Here is a 16,409-nt window from a genome sequence, read left to right as displayed (position 1 = left end):
CCGAGGGGTGCGGTGGGTCACATGACGTACGGCACAAGGCGGCCGACCTGGCCGGGAAACGCCGCTTTCCGGGCCGGGCGGCCTGCTTCCCGGGCCCGGACATCCGGCCTTCCGGCACCGGAAATCCGGCCTTCCGGCACCGGAAATCCCGCTCCCCGGCCCCGGAAAACCGGCCTCCCGGTGCCGGACAGCGGCGTTTCCCGGCCTGTCTCGTCCCCGAAGCCCCTACTTGTCGGGCCGCACGACCCCGAGGATCTGCATCGAGCCCGCGCCCGCGACGGTGACGTCGCGTCCCGGCCGGGGCGCGTGCACGATCGCGCCGTCGCCCACATACATCCCGACATGGCTGGCGTCCGCGTGATAAATGATCAGGTCGCCGGGGCGCATGTTCTTGATGTCGATGTGCGGCAGCTGCTTCCACTGCTCCTGTGACGTACGCGGAATTCCCTTGCCGGCGGCGGCCCAGGCCTTGGACGTGAGCCCGGAGCAGTCGTACGAGGACGGGCCCTCGGCGCCCCAGACGTACGGCTTGCCGATCTGGGCGGTGGCGAATTCGATGGCCTTCTTGCCCGGCCCGCTCGCCTTGCCCTTGATGTCCTTCAAGACGCCCGAACTCACCCAGGCCGACTGCTTCTTGAGCTGGGCCTCCTCTTCGAGCTTCCGGAGCCGCTCCAGCTCCTCCTTCTCGAGCTTGGACTCCATCTTCTCGGCGGCCGCGATCTTCTTCTTGATCTTCTTCTTCGACGCGGCCTTCGCCTTGCGGTTGGTCTCCAGCTTCTTCCACTGGGCGGTGGCGTCCTTGGCGTAGATCCGCAGGTCTTCCTGCGTCCGCTCCATCTCCGTCAGCATGCCCTTGGTGGCCTTGTGGCCCTGCTGCATCCGCCCCGCGCTGTCCAGGAACTCCTGCGGGTCGTCGCTCAGCATCAGCCGGGCCTCGGAGGAGACACCGCCGCTGCGGTACTGCTCGCGGGCGGCGGCGCCCGCGCGGGACTTGAGCTTGTCCAGCTTCTGCTGGCCCTCGCTGATGGAGCGGGCGAGCTTCACGATCTGCTTGGACTGCTTCTCGCTCTTCTCCTCCGCCGCGTTGTAGGCGTCGGTGGCGACGCCCGCGTCGTGGTAGAGCTTCTCTATCTCTTTGCGCAGGTCCTCAAGGGACTTGGTCTTGCCGGGCGTTGGCTTCGCCGGGCTCGCGTAGGCCACGGCGGGCGTGCTCAGCACCGCTGCCGCGCAGATCAGCGCCAGGCCAGCCACAGTCGAACTCCGCTTGCCGGTCACGTCCGCCTCCCCCAAGAGCCAAGAGCTGATTTACCGTCAGTAACATACGGTTGCCTCGGGGATGGTGCCATGCCGACGCGCAATCCGACAGAGCGCGACATCAACTCCGATCCCCACCCGCCCCATGTGACGAACGGCACCGGTAGATCGTTCCCCCCGCGGCGCGTCGCACGCGGAGTTCACCCGCCGCCACCTCGCGAGTTCACCCGTAAGCGCCCCGGGGTTTCACGAATCTCGCCTCCGCCGCAGTGCTGACCCCTGCCACGGATCTCACCCCTGACGCGGCGCCAGCGCCTCCCACCGCACCGTCACTTCGCCCTGCCGCCACCGCGGCTCCCGGTCGAGCACGGGCCAGTCCGCGGCCAGATCCAGCGCCGTCCTGATCCAGCGCTGCCGGGCGCCGTACGAGGCGTAGGGCGCGGCGGCGGCCCAGGCGCGGTCGAAGTCGCGCAGGAACGCGTGCACCGGCTCGCCCGGCACGTTCCGGTGGATCAGCGCCTTGGGCAGGCGCTCGGCGAGGTCGGACGGCCGGTCGAGCGAGCCGAGGCGGGTCGCGAAGGTCACCGTGCGCGGACCCTGCGGACCGAGCGCGACCCAGACGTGCCGCCGCCCGATCTCGTCGCACGTCCCCTCGACGAGCAGCCCGCCGGGCGCGAGCCGTCCGCACAGTCGTTCCCACACGGCGGCGACCTGCTCCTCGTCGTACTGCCGGAGCACGTTCGCCGCGCGGATCAGCACGGGCCTGCCCGCCAGCGGAATCTCGAAGCCGCCGTGCCGGAAGGAGAGCCCCTCCCTCTCGTACGGCTTCGCGGCCGCCACCCGCGCCGGATCGATCTCGACGCCGACCACGCGCGCGTGGGGCGCCGCGTCCCGGAGCCGGACGAGCAGTTCGGCGGCCGTCCAGGGGGCGGCTCCGTAGCCGAGGTCGACGGCGACGGGATCGGGGGAGCGCCGCAGCCGCGCGCCGTGCGTGGCGGCGATCCAGCGGTCCATGCGGCGCAGGCGGTTGGGGTTGGTGGTCCCGCGCGTCACCGATCCCACGGGGCGGGAAGGGGTGCGGGAGGCCATGGTCAGAAGGGTATGCGCCGTGGTGGCGGGGGTACTCGGCGAGCCCGGTGAGGTCATTGGTTGATTCGCAGCCGGTAATGATTTGGCAAAGAGGAAATGGAGCGGTCCCTTCCGATGTTCACCCTCTGGAGGACCGTGCACGCCCTCCGTCGAGTCATGCCCGCTTAGTCATGCCCGCGCGCACACCAGGAGGACCGCCACGTGAGCCAGTACGTGACCAGGCTCGGCCGTCGCTCGCCGGCTGCGCCCAGCAGGCTCCGGCTCCCCGGTGCGAACCGGCGCCCGCGCCGGGTGGCCATGCTCAGCGTGCACACGTCCCCGCTGCACCAGCCCGGCACGGGCGACGCGGGCGGCATGAACGTCTACATCGTCGAGCTGGCCAAGCGCCTCGCGGCGATCAACATCGAGGTCGAGATCTTCACGCGCTCGACCACCGGCGCGCTGCCGCCCGCCGTCGAACTCGCCCCCGGCGTCCTGGTGCGCCACGTGGACGCGGGTCCGTACGAGGGCCTGGCGAAGGAGGAGCTGCCCGCCCAGCTCTGCGCCTTCACGCACGGCGTCATGCAGGCATGGGCCGGTCACCGCCCCGGCTACTACGACCTGGTCCACTCGCACTACTGGCTCAGCGGCCACGTCGGCTGGCTGGCCGCCGAGCGCTGGGGCGTGCCCCTGGTGCACGCCATGCACACGATGGCCAAGGTCAAGAACGCCGCCCTCGCGGAGGGCGACACCCCGGAGCCCGCCGCGCGCGTGATCGGCGAGACGCAGATCGTGCGCGCCGCCGACCGGCTGATCGCCAACACCTCCGAAGAGGCCGACGAACTCGTACGGCACTACGAAGCGGACGCGGGCAAGGTCGCCGTCGTCCACCCCGGCGTCAACCTCGACCGCTTCCGCCCCGCCGACGGCCGCGCGGCCGCCCGGCAGCGCCTCGGCCTCCCGCAGGACGCCCTCGTCCCGCTCTTCGCGGGCCGCATCCAGCCCCTGAAGGCGCCGGACGTGCTGCTCCGTGCGGTGGCGGAACTCCTTGACCGGCGTCCCGCGCTCCGCTCCAACATCGTCGTCCCCGTGGTGGGCGGCCCCAGCGGCAGCGGCCTCGCGAAGCCGGAAGGGTTGCAGAAGCTCGCCGCCAGGCTGGGCATCGCGGACGTGGTCCGCTTCCAGCCGCCGGTGGGCCAGGAACAGCTCGCGGACTGGTTCAGGGCGGCCTCCGTACTGGTCATGCCCTCGTACAGCGAGTCCTTCGGCCTGGTGGCCATAGAGGCCCAGGCCACGGGCACCCCGGTCCTCGCTGCGTCGGTGGGCGGTCTGCCGGTCGCCGTGCGCGACGGAGTGACGGGCTTCCTGATCGACGGCCACGAACCGGCGCAGTACGCGCGCGTGCTGCACGACTTCGCCGAGACCCCGCATTTGGTGGACCGCATGGGCGAGGCGGCTGCCCGGCACGCGCAGTCCTTCGGCTGGGACACGGCCGCCTCCGCCACGGCGGACGTGTACACGGCGGCGGTGCACGAGCACAGGCGTCGCGTACGCTCGCATCATGGCTGATCAGGCTGACGACGCTGCGACCACGATCATCGAGCGGACGCTGGACGAGGCGGAACTCCAGTGGGAAAGCCCTGAAAGCGGCTCCTACGTAGTGACGCTGCCCGGCACCCGCAAGCTGTCGACGACGCTCTCCCTGAGGCTCGGCAAGCACGCCCTCTCTCTGACGGCGTTCGTGATCAGGCACCCCGACGAGAACGACGCCGCGGTCCACCGCTGGCTCCTGGAGCGGAACCTCCGTCTGTACGGCGTGAGTTACGCGATCGACTCCCTCGGCGACATCTACCTCACCGGCAAGCTCCCGCTCTCGGCGGTCACCCCGGACGAGCTCGACCGACTGCTCGGCTCGGTCCTGGAGAACGCGGACGGCTCCTTCAACACGCTCCTCGAACTGGGCTTCGCGTCGGCGATCCGCAAGGAGTACGCGTGGCGGGTGTCGCGCGGCGAGTCCACGCGGAACCTTGACGCGTTCACGCATCTGACTCAGCCGCAGGGCTGATGCTGCGGCGCTGATACCGCAGGGCTGCCCAGGGGCAAGAGGCTTCGTACGACATCTTCCCCGTATGGGGCGCCCGTGGCATGCTCACGCCCGTCGTAGACGTGAATGGCGTTCACATCCATGGATTGAGGCGGCGGGCATGGGCATGGGCAGAGGCACGGGCATGGAGCTTCCCGGCAGACGTGGCGTACTCGGCGGGGCGATAGCGGTGGCGGCGGCAGCGGTCGCGACCGGCGGGACGGCATCGGCGACCGGCGGACCGGCATCGGCGACCGGCGGGACGGCATCGGCGAGGTCCGGTGAAACCCCCGCCCTGTGGCGGGAGTTCGCGGCAGCCCCGTACACGCACCCCCAGATCCCCTACGTGGCCCGCGCGGGCGCCCACTCCGGCAGCCGTCGCCTCCCGCGCCGCAAGGTGGTCGCGAACGTCAGGGACTACGGAGCGAGGCCGGACGGCACGACGGACGCGGCCCCCGCGATCAACCGCGCGCTGGCCGACGCGGGGGAGCGGGGCGGCGGCACGGTCGTCATCCCGCCCGGCACCTACCGCGTCGACGGCATCATCCGCATAGCCCACGACAACGTGGTCCTGAGGGGCGCGGGCAGCAACCGCACCACCCTCCACGCGACGAAGAGCCTCACGGAACTGATCGGCCCGTACGGATCGCGCTACGGCGGCGACAAGTCGAGCTGGTCCTGGGCCGGCGGCCTCATCTGGCTCTGCCCGCAGGCCCGTTACGAGTCCCTGACGGCGGCGATCAAGGCCAAGGCGTGGCCTTTCGAGGGCTGGACGGGCAACAAGCGGGACGAATGGCGGACGCTGACGCCGGTCGCCCCCGCGAGACGGGGCGACCGCACCCTGCGGGCCGGGGACACCTCGCGCCTCCACCAGGGCGACCTGGTGCTGCTCCGCCTGGCGGACGACGCGGACCACACGCTGCTTGAGCACATGGCGGGCGGCGGAGAAGGCCCGGAGTCATACGTCTGGGACGACAAGACGAAACTCACCTCGTACGTCCCGTACGAGTGGCCCGTACGGATCACTTCGGTAAAGAAGAACACGGTCACGCTCGAACGCCCCCTCCCTCTGGACGTACGCGAGGAGTGGGACCCACGCCTGACGACGCACGCAAAAGCACTGACGGGCGCGGGAGTCGAGGCCCTGACCCTGGAGGCCCTGGAGACCCCCCAATCCCCGCACCTCCTGGACAAGGGCTACAACGGGGTCACGTTCCAGTGCGCGTACGACTGCTGGGCGGACGACGTCGTGGTCCGGCACGTCGACAACGGCTTCGGCCTGGTGAGCGCCTCGGCCTGCACGCTGCGGGGCACGCGCGTGGAGGGCAGGGGAGCGCACCACCCGTACTTCTGCCGGGAGGGCTCGCACGACAACCTGACGGAGAACTTCCACATCGCCGAGCGCACGACCCCCGCCCCCTCGGGCACCCAGCTCCACGGCATCAACGTAGAGGGCCTGTCCTCTTACAACGTCTGGTCGCGGGGCCACATGGAGATGGGCACGTTCGACAGTCACCGAGGCATGCCCTTCGCGAACGTCCGCACGGACATCACGATCGACAACAACGGCCGCCACGGCGGAGACGCCAGCGCGGGCCCCCTCTTCGGCGCCCGCTTCACCCACTGGAACATCCGCGTCACCAATGAACGAGCGGGCCTGATGAAGATCGACGGCCTGGCCCCGTACAGCGCCACTGTGGGCATCAACGAGGTCCGCGAGTTCGACCAGACCGACGTACCGGACTTCTCCGGAGACCTGCATTCCCGTATCGAGCTCTACGGGACCACCGGTGTGGTGCGGCCACGGAATCTGTACGAGGCGCAGAGGGGACTCGCCTAGGCCCCCGCGTCATGCACCTGGCATACCCGTCCGGCACGAGCCGATCCAGCCAAGATGCGCGCTATGTCGCCAACCGTGAGTAATTGCGTGACCGCACCACGTGTTTCGGCTACATAGGAAAGCGGGGATGCGGGGGCGTTGGTGCGTGATGGGGGGTTGCCAAGTGGTGCTGACAATCGATCTCGCGGTCCTGCTGGCCATCATCATCTTTTTCCTGTGGCGCAGAGCCGTGAAGCCCAGGACCCGGCTCGACACGGGAATGACGATGGCCGTCGTCCTGGTCTTCGGGGTGCTGATCGCCCCGACCGCCTTCGGGCACGGAATCATGAACGCCGTGGGCGACGTCGCACAGGGCATCTCCCATGTGGGTGCCAACCCCTGACCGTTCCTGACTGTCCCCGACCGGTGCGTACCGGAGGATGTCAGGCGCCCTTGGCGGGCAGCAGGCCGATGGCCACAAGGCGCTTGTTCGAACGGCGGGCGGCCCAGGCGACGACGAGGAGGGCCAGGGCGAGCAGCGGGAAGCCCATTGCGATCTTGGCGAAGCCGAGGGAGCCGACCTGGTCGGTGGCGTAGAAGTACTGCTGGACGGCGAAGCGGGCGCCGAAGACGGCGGCGAGGACCAGGGTGGCGATGTCGTAGTACAGCCGCGAGCGCTTGTCCGCGCGCCAGATGTTGCCCTTGCCGGTGGCGACGTTCCAGATCACGCCGGCCAGCGGCCACCGCACCAGGACGGAGGCGAGGAAGAGGACCGCGCCGGCCAGGCTCGCCCAGATGCCGATGAGGAAGTAGTCCTTGGCGGAGCCGGTGAACCAGACGATGCCCGCGGCGAGCGCGACGCCGAACACGCCGCCGATCGCGGGCTGCACCGACTCCTTGCGCACCAGCCGCTCGATGCCGATGGCCACCGCGACGGCGAGCGCGGCGATGATCGACGCCTTGATCCCGCGGAAGTTGTGGGTGACGACGAACGCCAGCACGGGCAGCGCCGAGTACACGACGCCCTTGGTGCCGCCCGCCTGGTCGAGGACCGAGGGTCGCCGCGGGGGTGCCGCCTGCGCTGCCTGCGCGTCGGACTTCGTCCCGGGGAAGCTCACGTTCTTGTTCTCCATGGTGGCCGGTTCTCCCGATTCGTCTGGTGGCGAGGCGATGCCGGTTGCATCACTTGATGACATCGTGTCACTAAGTGACGCTCCTGGCTACCCCTCCACCGCTCAGACCGGCGACCACCCTGCCCGCCCCGGACAGCAAAAAGGCCCCCTACCAGCGGAGAATCCGCAGGTAGGGGGCCTGAAGCAGCGAGGCTTGCCTACTTCTTCTTGCCCTGGGTTTCGACCGCCCGTTTTTCGGTGCTGATCAGCAGGGTGCGCACCTCAACTGACCTGTGGTCGAGCAGTCGTTGGTGGTCGTTGTCGGTCATTGCTGGTTGACCTCGGAGGTTCCACAGAGGTTCCGGCTCGCGTCCGGTCTGCTGCTATCGCTAGCGGCAAGGGTCGCTAACGTTAGCGACCCTGCTAGCGGCAAAACTGCCTGGTGACCAGCACGTTAGCGGTTAGCGAGCCGCGCGGGCAGGTCTGGAATCGAGCGATAAAGACGGCAGCGGGGCCCGGCCGTCAGTCCGACGCGGGGAAGGGCAAAGAGGAGCGGCCTACGGCCGCGCGACCTCCGCCGCCCTCTCGTCGTGCGTCCCGCGCGCCGTTGGCGACTGCTGCCCGCTCGCTGGAACAGCAAGAGGAGCACGCATCCGCACGTGGTGCTCATCTTGCTTGGGTGGGGCCGCTCGACTCTGGAAGAGGTCACCTCGTCGGTGCGGGTGGTCTCGTCCCTTGCGGCTCGCCTGTATGCCCCTCAGGACGGCAATCCAGGGGCGGGGGAGCGACGCCGGGCCCCGCCCCTGGACTGCTCCCCGAGGCTTTTCAGCAGGGGGGGCGACGACCGGGTGGACCGCGATCCTGCCCCGCCTGAAAAGCCGTTCTTGCCTCTCTCGTCCTGAGAGTTAAGGGAAAACAGCGTCCGCAGCGTCCGACGACTTCCGGGCACGCCCCTTGAGCTTGGCTTTCAGCGTGGACGCTCAACAATCTGGCTAGCGTCCAGTAGCGTCCGCAGCGTCCAGGCGTGCCCTGCTTCTAAGAGCAGCTTCTCGCAGGTCAGGGCGGCTCTTAGAGGAGTGAGGTTCCGGACGCTGAATTTCACAGGCTGAGCGAAGAGGCCACCGTTCAGCGTGGCGGATGGCCTCTTAACTGGGACGTCTCTCCGTTAGGGCGCAACTGAGCTTGAATCCCGCTGGCTACCGCGCGCGAGCGGAGCGAGCTACTAAGGGTCGTGCAGCCGCAGGCCGCCCCGTACAGCTTGAAGATGGTGACGGCGGCTTGGCGTCTCGCTTGTCGCTTGTCTTGTCGCTTGTCGCCTCCCAGGTCACAAGCCGTTTCCGACCCTTACGACAACTCCGTCAGGGAGGTTCGTGCGGGGCGCGCGACAAGCGACAAGTGCTAGCTCTAGCGCGGACTCTGGCTTGGTGAGGAGCATGGCGCCCATTCCGCTAGGCGGCCGGCGCCACGAAGATGTCGGGTCATGAAGGAACTTGTTCTCGCCCTGGTGGCTGCGGGATTCGGACTGGTCGGCACCGTCGTGGGTGCGCGGGCCGCAAAGAAGGGGGCCTTGATCAGTGCAAAGGTCACCTTGCAGCAAGTTCGCGATCAAGCCGACGTCGATCAAGCCCACTGGCTTCGGCAGCAACGGTTTCAGGCGTACGAAGGATTCCTAGCAGCTTGGGACGAGTGTCTTCGCATCGTTCAGTCCGTGGGTTTGCTGGGGGACTCCGAATCACCGGGGCCCAGCCCGCTGAGAGACGCTGCTGGTCGTATGACAGAGCGCGCTCGGAGGATCGACATCCTAGGACCGGCCGAGGTCGCCCAGGCGGCGGAAGAGCTTGCCGACAGCATTCGGCGTGATGTGGACATAGCCACCGAGCTGCTGAAACTCGCAGAGGCGTACGTTCCGAGTGTCGAGCGCAGGGCGACCGATGCGGCACCAGCGATGAGAGCTGCGATGGAGGCCATGGACGAAGCCACAAGGCAGATGGGAGAGATTGCTGCGGAGGTTGCGGAGACTGATGAGATCGGGCGGGTGCCCCCTGAGGCGGCGGCGGCCTTCGAGAGCTTCGACCGGGCCCAAGAACTCGTCGACGCCGCGATGGACCGAGGGCATGCAGACATGGACAAGGTCTCAGAGTTCCTCGATCGAGCTACTGCGCTCATGGACGAGTTGAAGCGCAACCAGGCAGCCCGCGAGCGTACTCGTGAACGGTTTACGACCGCTGCGCGGCACACGCTAGCTCCACCTGGCCCTGACACTGTCTGACAGTCAGAGCTCTCTGACACCCAAGCCCCTAGGCAGACGCGGGTGTCACGCTCCCTGACACCCCGCTCTGACACCGGCTGACATCTGGTCCTGACACTCGCGTCGGTGCTCTCTGGCACCCGAGAGGCTGAAGGTGTACGCGCACCTCATGCCGAGCAGTCGGGACCGGGCCCGGAAGGCACTCGGGCTGGCGCTCCGGCCGCAAGAGGCGGGGTACAAATTGCCGCGGTCCACAGGTTCAAGACCGAAAACGCCTCCGACCTGCACCATAAGCGCAGGTCGGAGGCCAAGAGTCGACATGGCGGCGTTACGTGTCTGCTGGCGCCGTGCTCGGCGTTGGTTCTGAGCGAGTTGCTTCACGGACCTTTTGATTCAGCCCGATCCGCTCATCCTCTGTGTATTGACGGCTGTACACCCTCCGGGCTTGCTGTGCCTTCCGCCTTGCCCCAACGAAGCCTCCGACGTAGCCCTCGATGAACAGCAAGACCACCCCAATCGCTACCCACGTGAAGGCACCTCGCGCCAGATCGGGGTCAGGACCTGCGTCTACTGTTCCTGCCCAGCGCAACACGCGGAGCTGGATAACTATCAAGTTTGCGCAGGTGAGAAACCAGATGAGCCCCGCAACGTGGAGTAGGGCGTTCTGCCAGAACCACCGGACGAAGCCCGTGGGCCTCACTTCGAGCAGTTCGCTACGGGAAGGCTCAATACCTTGCCGCTGTTGCTCGATCAACGCTCCCATCCGCTCGCGACGGGTCTGCGCTTGGGCGGCTGCCTCGTCTCCGATCCTGGCCCAGACCTTGGTGAACTGAACTGCCCCAACCAGCAGTACAGCCACGTCGAGCGTAGACACGATTGCTGCATAGTCGTTGCTCATCGCCCAAGCCACGGATCCCCCACTAACGGTTGGTCGACACTCCCCCTAGTGGTAGCGGATGGGGCCGCCGTCCGTCCGGTTTTCTATGAACGCAGCAGGCGAGCGCTCTGTCCGCAGGACGTGGGGCTTGAGGTTCCAGAGAGGTCCCAAGCCGTGAAAATGCCCCCGATCCGCGCCATTAGCGCAGGTCGGGGGCGTGATCACGAAAGCTATTTCTTCTTGCCCTGGTTCTTGACCGCCTCGATCGCGGCCTTCGCCGCATCGGGGTCGAGGTACGTGCCCCCGGCCTTCACGGGCTTGAAGTCCGCGTCCAGCTCGTACGCCAGCGGGATGCCCGTCGGGATGTTCAGGCCCGCGATGTCCTCGTCCGAGATGCCGTCCAGGTGCTTGACCAGGGCGCGCAGCGAGTTGCCGTGGGCCGCGACCAGGACCGTCTTGCCGGTCAGGAGGTCCGGGACGATGCCGTCGAACCAGTACGGGAGCATGCGGACGACGACGTCCTTGAGGCACTCCGTCTGCGGGCGCAGCTCGGGCGGGAGCGTCGCGTAACGCGGGTCCTCGAACTGCGAGTACTCGGCGTCGCGGTCCAGCGGCGGCGGCGGGGTGTCGTACGAGCGGCGCCAGAGCATGAACTGCTCCTCGCCGAACTCGGCGAGCGTCTGCGCCTTGTCCTTGCCCTGGAGCGCGCCGTAGTGACGCTCGTTCAGGCGCCAGCTGCGGTGGACCGGGATCCAGTGGCGGTCGGCCGCCTCCAGCGACAGCTGCGCGGTGCGGATCGCGCGCTTCTGGAGCGACGTGTGGACCACGTCGGGGAGCAGGCCGGCGTCCTTGAGCAGCTCACCGCCGCGGACCGCCTCCTTCTCGCCCTTCTCGTTGAGGTTGACGTCCACCCAGCCGGTGAACAGGTTCTTCGCGTTCCACTCGCTCTCGCCGTGACGGAGGAGGATCAGCTTGTACGGTGCGTCGGCCATGCCCCTGAGCGTAATCGAACCGCCGGGTGCCCCGCGCGTCCGCCCGAAGCCCGGACAGTGCGGCCGCGGGCCGGGCGCCAGTTGACGGGTTCTGCTAATCCAGTGGCTCTTTCCGGACCGCCGGTCGTAATGTTCGCTAGTCGCTAGCGACGCTTACATTTCCGGCTGATCCTGTTGCTTGATCCTGTGGGGGACCCCGATGCCACTCGCCGCCCTGAGACGCGCCGCCAAAGAGTCCGTCTCCGGCCTTCCCCGCGAGTTCTGGTGGCTGTGGACCAGCACCCTCGTCAACCGGCTCGGCGCCTTCGTCGCCACCTTCATGGCGCTCTATCTGACCCTCGACCGCGGCTACTCCGCGACGTACGCCGGTCTTGTCGCCGCCCTGCACGGGCTCGGCGGCGTCGTCTCCTCGCTCGGCGCAGGCGTCATGACCGACCGGCTCGGGCGGCGGCCCACGCTCCTGATCGCCCAGTCCTCCACCGCCTTGACCGTCGCGCTGCTCGGCTTCATGAAGGACCCCCTGGCCATCGCCGCCGTCGCCTTCCTCGTCGGCATGGCGAGCAACGCGTCCCGGCCCGCCGTCCAGGCGATGATGGCCGACATCGTCCGCCCCGAGGACCGGGTGCGGGCCTTCTCGCTCAACTACTGGGCCATCAACCTCGGGTTCGCGATCTCCTCCGCCGGAGCCGGTTTCATCGCCGAGTACAGCTACCTCGCCGGGTTCCTCATCGAAGCCGTGATGACCATGGTCTGCGCGATCGTCGTCTTCGTGAAGCTGCCGGAGTCGCGGCCCGTACGGACCGCCCTGGAGAAGGAGTCGGAGCCGGACGTCGGCCTCGGGACTGTGCTGCGCGACGGGCGCTTCATGGGCGTCGTGGGTCTTTCCTTCCTCATCGCGCTGATCTTCATGCAGGGCTCCGTGGGGCTGCCCGTCGCGATGGGCGAGGCCGGATTCACGCCCGCCGACTACGGCGTGGCCATCGCCGTCAACGGCGTCCTGATCGTCGCCCTCCAGATCCCCGTCACGCGCTTCATCGAACACCGGGACCCGCAGCGCCTGCTGGTCGTCTCCGCACTGCTCGCCGGTTACGGCTTCGGCCTCACCGCGTTCGCCGGGTCCATCGGCGTCTTCGCCCTCACCGTCTGCGTGTGGACCCTGGCCGAGATCGTCAACGCCCCTACGCAGACCGGCCTCGTCGTACGCCTCTCGCCGACCCACGGCCGGGGCCGCTACCAGGGCATGTACACCCTGTCCTGGGCCGTCGCCGCGCTTGTCGCGCCCCTGATGTCCGGCTACGTCATCGACCACTTCGGGGCCCAGTGGCTCTGGGCCACCTGCGCCGTCATCGGTACGGTCGCCGCCCTCGGCTACTGGTCGCTGATGCGAGGGCTGCCCGCGGAGGAGACGACGGTCGGCGCGGCTGCCCCACCGGTCGCTCCCGCCCCCGGCGACTCAGCCGAACTGCTCGCCCCCGGCGACTCAGCCGACCTGCCCGCCCCCGGCGACCCCGCCGACCTGCCCGCCCGCGCGTAGCGACCGGCCTCGCTCCCCGTACCGCGACACCCGCGCGCGTGTGCGCCGTTGGTGCGCCCCTCCCCAGTGGGCATGGAACGGGCATCAGGCAGTACGCCATCGAGGAGGAGACCCATGGCCGAGTCCCCCATCACCGAAACCGTCCCCGAGCCGACCGATACGCCGGGCCTGCCCGCGCTCGTGCTCCTCGGCGCCTGCGGCTGCGGCTCGGGCTGCGGCTGTGGCTGCCAGTCGGGCGGAACGTGCCAGTGCGGCGGAGGCTGCGGCTGAACCAGCGAGCACGTAGCTGGAACAGCGAGCGCATAGGGGTGGGCCCGCACCGACAGTGCGGGCCCACCCCTATGCGCTCCTCGAAGACTCAGGCGCCCTCCACCGGCGTCCCCGTCGGCTGCATCTCGTCCGCGTGCTCGCCCGTGACCAGGTACACGACCCTCTTCGCCACCGAAACAGCATGGTCGGCGAAGCGCTCGTAGTAGCGGCCGAGCAGCGTCACGTCCACGGCCGTCTCGATGCCGTGCTTCCAGCGGTCGTCCATCAGGTGCTGGAAGAGCGTGCGGTGCAGCAGGTCCATCTCGTCGTCGTCCTGCTCCAGCTGGAGCGCCAGGTCGACGTCCTTCGTGATGATGACCTCCGCCGCCTTGGCCATCAGGCGCTGCGCGAGCTGACCCATCTCCAGGATCGTCGCGTGCAGATCCTGCGGCACGGTCGACTCCGGGAAACGCAGCCGGGTCAGCTTGGCGACGTGCTGGGCCAGGTCGCCCGAGCGCTCCAGGTCGGCGCTCATCCGCAGCGAGGTGACGACGATGCGCAGGTCGGTGGCGACCGGCTGCTGCCGCGCGAGCAGGGCTATCGCGCGCGCCTCCAGTTCGTGCTGAAGATCGTCGACCTTCTGGTCAGCGGCGATCACACTCTCGGCCATTTTCAGATCGGCGTCGAGCATGGCCGTGGTGGCGCGCCCGATCGCGGACCCGACCAGGCGGGCCATCTCGACCAGGCCTTCACCGATCGAATCAAGTTCCTCGTGGTACGCGTCCCGCATGTGGATGTCCCTCTCTAGTGCGTCCCGGGGGCTGACCCCCACGCTCCCACGGTGCGGCTCCGACGCGTCCGTTTCCGACATCCCCGATGAACCGACCCTGTCACCGAGGTGAACTGTGGGCGACGCGTGGTGCGCTCCGGGGGGCCGCTCCGGCGTGCACCGGCGTAACCCGTTCGGCCGAAGTGAACCATCACCGTCCCCTCGGTGAACTCTGGGCGACGAGTGTTCGAGCGGGGCCCCGGATGGCTGGGGCTGATGCTCATCAGGCGCATAACCTTGAGGCATGGACGTGAACGCGGCGGTCGCCGCAGCGGCAGCGATCGCCGGGGTGTGCACCGGTGTCATCGCCATGCTGGCGTTCCGCTGGAGCGAGCGCGACCTGAAACGCCCCACCCGGACCTCCCTGCACACCGACCCCGTACTGCCGCCCGGCGTCGACACGGTGCTCTCCGTGCTCCGCTCCTCCGCGGTCGTACTCGACGAGGCGGACAGCGTCGTCAAGGCCAGCTCCGCCGCGTACGCCCTCGGCCTGGTCCGCGGCGGCAAGCTCGCCGTCGAGCCCATGCTCCAGATGGCGCGCGACACCCGCCGCGACGGCGAGATACGGCAGGTCGAGCTCGACCTGCCGCGCCGCGGCACCGGCCGCGGCGAGGCCCTCGCCGTCTCCGCACGCGTGGCGCCCCTCGGCTCCCGCCTGGTCCTGCTGCTCGTGGAGGACCTCACCGAGGCCCGCCGTATCGAAGCCGTACGACGCGACTTCGTCGCGAACGTGAGCCACGAGCTCAAGACCCCGGTAGGGGCACTCTCCCTCCTCTCCGAGGCCGTCATGGACGCCTCGGACGACCCCGAGGCCGTCGAACGCTTCGCGGGCCGCATGCAGATCGAGGCGACCCGCCTGACCAGCCTCGTGCAAGAACTCATCGACCTCTCCAGGGTCCAGAACGACGATCCCCTGGAGGACGCCGAACCCGTCCGTGTCGATGAACTGGTGGCGGAGGCGATCGACCGCAGCCGTCACCAGGCCTCCCACAAACAGATCACCATGGCCGCGGGCGGCACCGCCGACCTGCAGATATGGGGCAACCGCGGCCAGCTCGCCGCGGCGCTCGGCAACCTCGTCGAGAACGCCGTGAACTACTCGCCCGCGCGCACCCGGGTGGGCATCGCCGCCCGCCGGGTCAACGCACCGGGAGGAGACCTCATCGAGGTGGCCGTCACCGACCAGGGGATCGGCATATCCGACAAGGACAAGGAGCGCATCTTCGAGCGCTTCTACCGAGTCGACCCGGCCCGCTCCAGGGCCACCGGCGGCACGGGCCTCGGCCTCGCCATCGTCAAACACGTGGCCGCCTCGCACGGCGGGGAGGTCACCGTGTGGAGCTCCGAGGGACAGGGCTCCACCTTCACCCTGCGGCTGCCCGAAGCAGCCGCGACCCGCGACCGCGGATCCGGTCACGGCGGAGACGGCAGCGAAGCCGACACCGCACGGCCCGACGAGACCACTGCGTACGAACCCATTCCTGCCCCGGAGGTCCTTCCGTGACCCGAGTGCTCGTCGTCGAGGACGAGGAATCCTTCAGCGACGCTCTGTCCTACATGCTCCGCAAGGAGGGCTTCGAGGTCGCCATAGCGGCCACCGGGCCCGACGGACTCGACGAGTTCGAGCGCAACGGCGCCGACCTCGTCCTGCTCGACCTGATGCTGCCCGGCCTGCCCGGCACGGAGGTCTGCCGCCAGCTGCGCAACCGCTCCAACGTCCCGGTGATCATGGTCACCGCCAAGGACAGCGAGATCGACAAGGTGGTCGGCCTCGAAATAGGAGCCGACGACTACGTGACCAAGCCCTTCTCCTCGCGCGAACTGGTGGCCCGCATCCGCGCGGTCCTGCGCCGCCGCGGAGAGCCGGAGGAGGTCACCCCGCAGGCCCTGGAGGCGGGCCCGGTCCGGATGGACGTCGACCGGCACGTCGTCACGGTCTCCGGCTCCAAGGTCGACCTCCCCCTGAAGGAGTTCGACCTCCTGGAGATGCTCCTGCGCAACGCGGGCCGCGTCCTGACCCGCATGCAGCTCATCGACCGTGTCTGGGGTGCGGACTATGTGGGCGACACCAAGACCCTGGACGTCCACGTGAAGCGCCTGCGCGCCAAGATCGAGCCGGACCCCGGGGCGCCGCGCTACCTGGTGACGGTGCGCGGCCTCGGCTACAAGTTCGAGCCGTAAAGAGCGCCCCTGCGCACAGAGTCACAGAGGCACAGAGCCACAGAGCGCAGACGCAGGAGGGGCGGGAACCCGGTCCAGCTCGATCACCGGCGAGAGCGGAAGCAGCTCACAGATCGAGGCGATCCTGTCGGGCATGACCTCGAAGGGGATGAAGAGCCCCGAG

The 16,409-nt window shown here is 68.8% G+C and carries 15 protein-coding genes and 1 pseudogene; 9 read left to right on the top strand and 7 right to left on the bottom strand.

Annotated elements, in window-relative coordinates:
• Positions 1-225 precede the first annotated feature (225 nt).
• Together ABZ906_RS44285 and ABZ906_RS44280 are read right to left on the bottom strand one after the other, a co-directional pair.
• On the bottom strand, positions 226-1,251 hold the full coding sequence (locus ABZ906_RS44285) for a C40 family peptidase (RefSeq protein WP_361392877.1): 1,026 nt from the start codon (positions 1,249-1,251) through the stop codon (positions 226-228).
• 294 nt (positions 1,252-1,545) lie between these two features.
• Complete coding sequence (locus ABZ906_RS44280) at positions 1,546-2,343, bottom strand: class I SAM-dependent methyltransferase (protein WP_361392875.1); 798 nt, start codon at positions 2,341-2,343, stop codon at positions 1,546-1,548.
• Between the two features lie 201 nt (positions 2,344-2,544).
• Here ABZ906_RS44280 and mshA point away from each other — a divergent pair, with 201 nt between their 5' ends.
• From mshA to ABZ906_RS44260, 4 genes are all read left to right on the top strand, one after another.
• Positions 2,545-3,891 (top strand): D-inositol-3-phosphate glycosyltransferase, encoded by a 1,347-nt coding sequence (mshA, locus tag ABZ906_RS44275; protein WP_361392873.1) that lies wholly within the window; start codon positions 2,545-2,547, stop codon positions 3,889-3,891.
• The gene (locus ABZ906_RS44270) at positions 3,884-4,387 is read left to right on the top strand and encodes a YbjN domain-containing protein (RefSeq protein ID WP_361200504.1); all 504 of its coding nucleotides are present in this window, start codon (positions 3,884-3,886) and stop codon (positions 4,385-4,387) included. Before mshA ends, ABZ906_RS44270 begins: the two co-directional genes overlap by 8 nt.
• 139 nt (positions 4,388-4,526) lie before the next feature.
• On the top strand, positions 4,527-6,245 hold the full coding sequence (locus ABZ906_RS44265; protein ID WP_361392871.1) for a glycosyl hydrolase family 28-related protein: 1,719 nt from the start codon (positions 4,527-4,529) through the stop codon (positions 6,243-6,245).
• Positions 6,246-6,408: 163 nt separating this feature from the next.
• Positions 6,409-6,627 carry a hypothetical protein gene (locus tag ABZ906_RS44260; protein ID WP_361392869.1) on the top strand — a complete coding sequence of 73 codons (219 nt, stop codon included), beginning with the start codon at positions 6,409-6,411 and terminating at the stop codon, positions 6,625-6,627.
• A 40-nt stretch (positions 6,628-6,667) separates the two neighbouring features.
• Here the strand turns inward: ABZ906_RS44260 and ABZ906_RS44255 are convergent, their stop codons facing one another.
• Positions 6,668-7,357: a DUF3159 domain-containing protein gene (locus ABZ906_RS44255; RefSeq protein WP_361392867.1), complete on the bottom strand. Its 690-nt coding sequence runs from the start codon at positions 7,355-7,357 to the stop codon at positions 6,668-6,670.
• Between the two features lie 1,459 nt (positions 7,358-8,816).
• Here ABZ906_RS44255 and ABZ906_RS44250 point away from each other — a divergent pair.
• A complete protein-coding gene (locus tag ABZ906_RS44250) occupies positions 8,817-9,605 on the top strand; it encodes a hypothetical protein (RefSeq protein WP_361392865.1) in 789 nt (262 codons plus the stop codon).
• A 307-nt stretch (positions 9,606-9,912) separates the two neighbouring features.
• Here ABZ906_RS44250 and ABZ906_RS44245 read toward each other — a convergent pair whose 3' ends face one another.
• The gene (locus ABZ906_RS44245) at positions 9,913-10,482 is read right to left on the bottom strand and encodes a hypothetical protein (RefSeq protein WP_361392863.1); all 570 of its coding nucleotides are present in this window, start codon (positions 10,480-10,482) and stop codon (positions 9,913-9,915) included.
• 209 nt (positions 10,483-10,691) lie between these two features.
• Entirely contained in the window at positions 10,692-11,453 is a 762-nt protein-coding gene (locus ABZ906_RS44240) for a phosphoglyceromutase (RefSeq protein WP_361200496.1), read from the bottom strand.
• Positions 11,454-11,652: 199 nt separating this feature from the next.
• Between ABZ906_RS44240 and ABZ906_RS44235 the strand changes: the two genes are divergently transcribed.
• Complete coding sequence (locus ABZ906_RS44235; protein WP_361392861.1) at positions 11,653-12,987, top strand: MFS transporter; 1,335 nt, start codon at positions 11,653-11,655, stop codon at positions 12,985-12,987.
• Positions 12,988-13,101: 114 nt separating this feature from the next.
• Entirely contained in the window at positions 13,102-13,257 is a 156-nt protein-coding gene (locus ABZ906_RS44230) for a hypothetical protein (RefSeq protein ID WP_361200491.1), read from the top strand.
• Positions 13,258-13,345: 88 nt separating this feature from the next.
• Here ABZ906_RS44230 and phoU read toward each other — a convergent pair whose 3' ends face one another.
• Positions 13,346-14,026 carry a phosphate signaling complex protein PhoU gene (phoU, locus tag ABZ906_RS44225; RefSeq protein WP_361200488.1) on the bottom strand — a complete coding sequence of 227 codons (681 nt, stop codon included), beginning with the start codon at positions 14,024-14,026 and terminating at the stop codon, positions 13,346-13,348.
• A 283-nt stretch (positions 14,027-14,309) separates the two neighbouring features.
• Between phoU and ABZ906_RS44220 the strand changes: the two genes are divergently transcribed.
• Together ABZ906_RS44220 and ABZ906_RS44215 are read left to right on the top strand one after the other, a co-directional pair.
• A complete protein-coding gene (locus tag ABZ906_RS44220) occupies positions 14,310-15,569 on the top strand; it encodes an ATP-binding protein (protein ID WP_361200485.1) in 1,260 nt (419 codons plus the stop codon).
• On the top strand, positions 15,566-16,246 hold the full coding sequence (locus ABZ906_RS44215) for a response regulator transcription factor (protein WP_190083749.1): 681 nt from the start codon (positions 15,566-15,568) through the stop codon (positions 16,244-16,246). The genes ABZ906_RS44220 and ABZ906_RS44215 overlap by 4 nt, the downstream gene beginning before the upstream one ends.
• A 69-nt stretch (positions 16,247-16,315) precedes the next feature.
• Here ABZ906_RS44215 and ABZ906_RS44210 read toward each other — a convergent pair.
• Positions 16,316-16,409, bottom strand: a pseudogene (locus tag ABZ906_RS44210) (ABC transporter permease); the annotation flags it as partial.

This window comes from Streptomyces sp. NPDC046925 (assembly GCF_040644915.1).
Lineage (GTDB): Bacteria > Actinomycetota > Actinomycetes > Streptomycetales > Streptomycetaceae > Streptomyces.
Note: the sequence above shows the minus strand (reverse complement) of the source record. Positions and strands in the feature narration are given on the sequence as shown.

Excerpts from the sequence above, each read along its gene's own strand:
- ABZ906_RS44280 (WP_361392875.1), bottom strand. The coding sequence starts at position 2,343 with ATGGCCTCCCGCACCCCTTCCCGCCCCGTGGGATCGGTGACGCGCGGG.
- ABZ906_RS44270 (WP_361200504.1), top strand. The coding sequence starts at position 3,884 with ATGGCTGATCAGGCTGACGACGCTGCGACCACGATCATCGAGCGGACG.
- ABZ906_RS44265 (WP_361392871.1), top strand. The coding sequence starts at position 4,527 with ATGGGCATGGGCAGAGGCACGGGCATGGAGCTTCCCGGCAGACGTGGC.
- ABZ906_RS44255 (WP_361392867.1), bottom strand. The coding sequence starts at position 7,357 with ATGGAGAACAAGAACGTGAGCTTCCCCGGGACGAAGTCCGACGCGCAG.
- ABZ906_RS44250 (WP_361392865.1), top strand. The coding sequence starts at position 8,817 with ATGAAGGAACTTGTTCTCGCCCTGGTGGCTGCGGGATTCGGACTGGTC.
- ABZ906_RS44245 (WP_361392863.1), bottom strand. The coding sequence starts at position 10,482 with ATGAGCAACGACTATGCAGCAATCGTGTCTACGCTCGACGTGGCTGTA.
- ABZ906_RS44240 (WP_361200496.1), bottom strand. The coding sequence starts at position 11,453 with ATGGCCGACGCACCGTACAAGCTGATCCTCCTCCGTCACGGCGAGAGC.
- ABZ906_RS44235 (WP_361392861.1), top strand. The coding sequence starts at position 11,653 with ATGCCACTCGCCGCCCTGAGACGCGCCGCCAAAGAGTCCGTCTCCGGC.
- ABZ906_RS44230 (WP_361200491.1), top strand. The coding sequence starts at position 13,102 with ATGGCCGAGTCCCCCATCACCGAAACCGTCCCCGAGCCGACCGATACG.
- phoU (WP_361200488.1), bottom strand. The coding sequence starts at position 14,026 with ATGCGGGACGCGTACCACGAGGAACTTGATTCGATCGGTGAAGGCCTG.
- ABZ906_RS44220 (WP_361200485.1), top strand. The coding sequence starts at position 14,310 with ATGGACGTGAACGCGGCGGTCGCCGCAGCGGCAGCGATCGCCGGGGTG.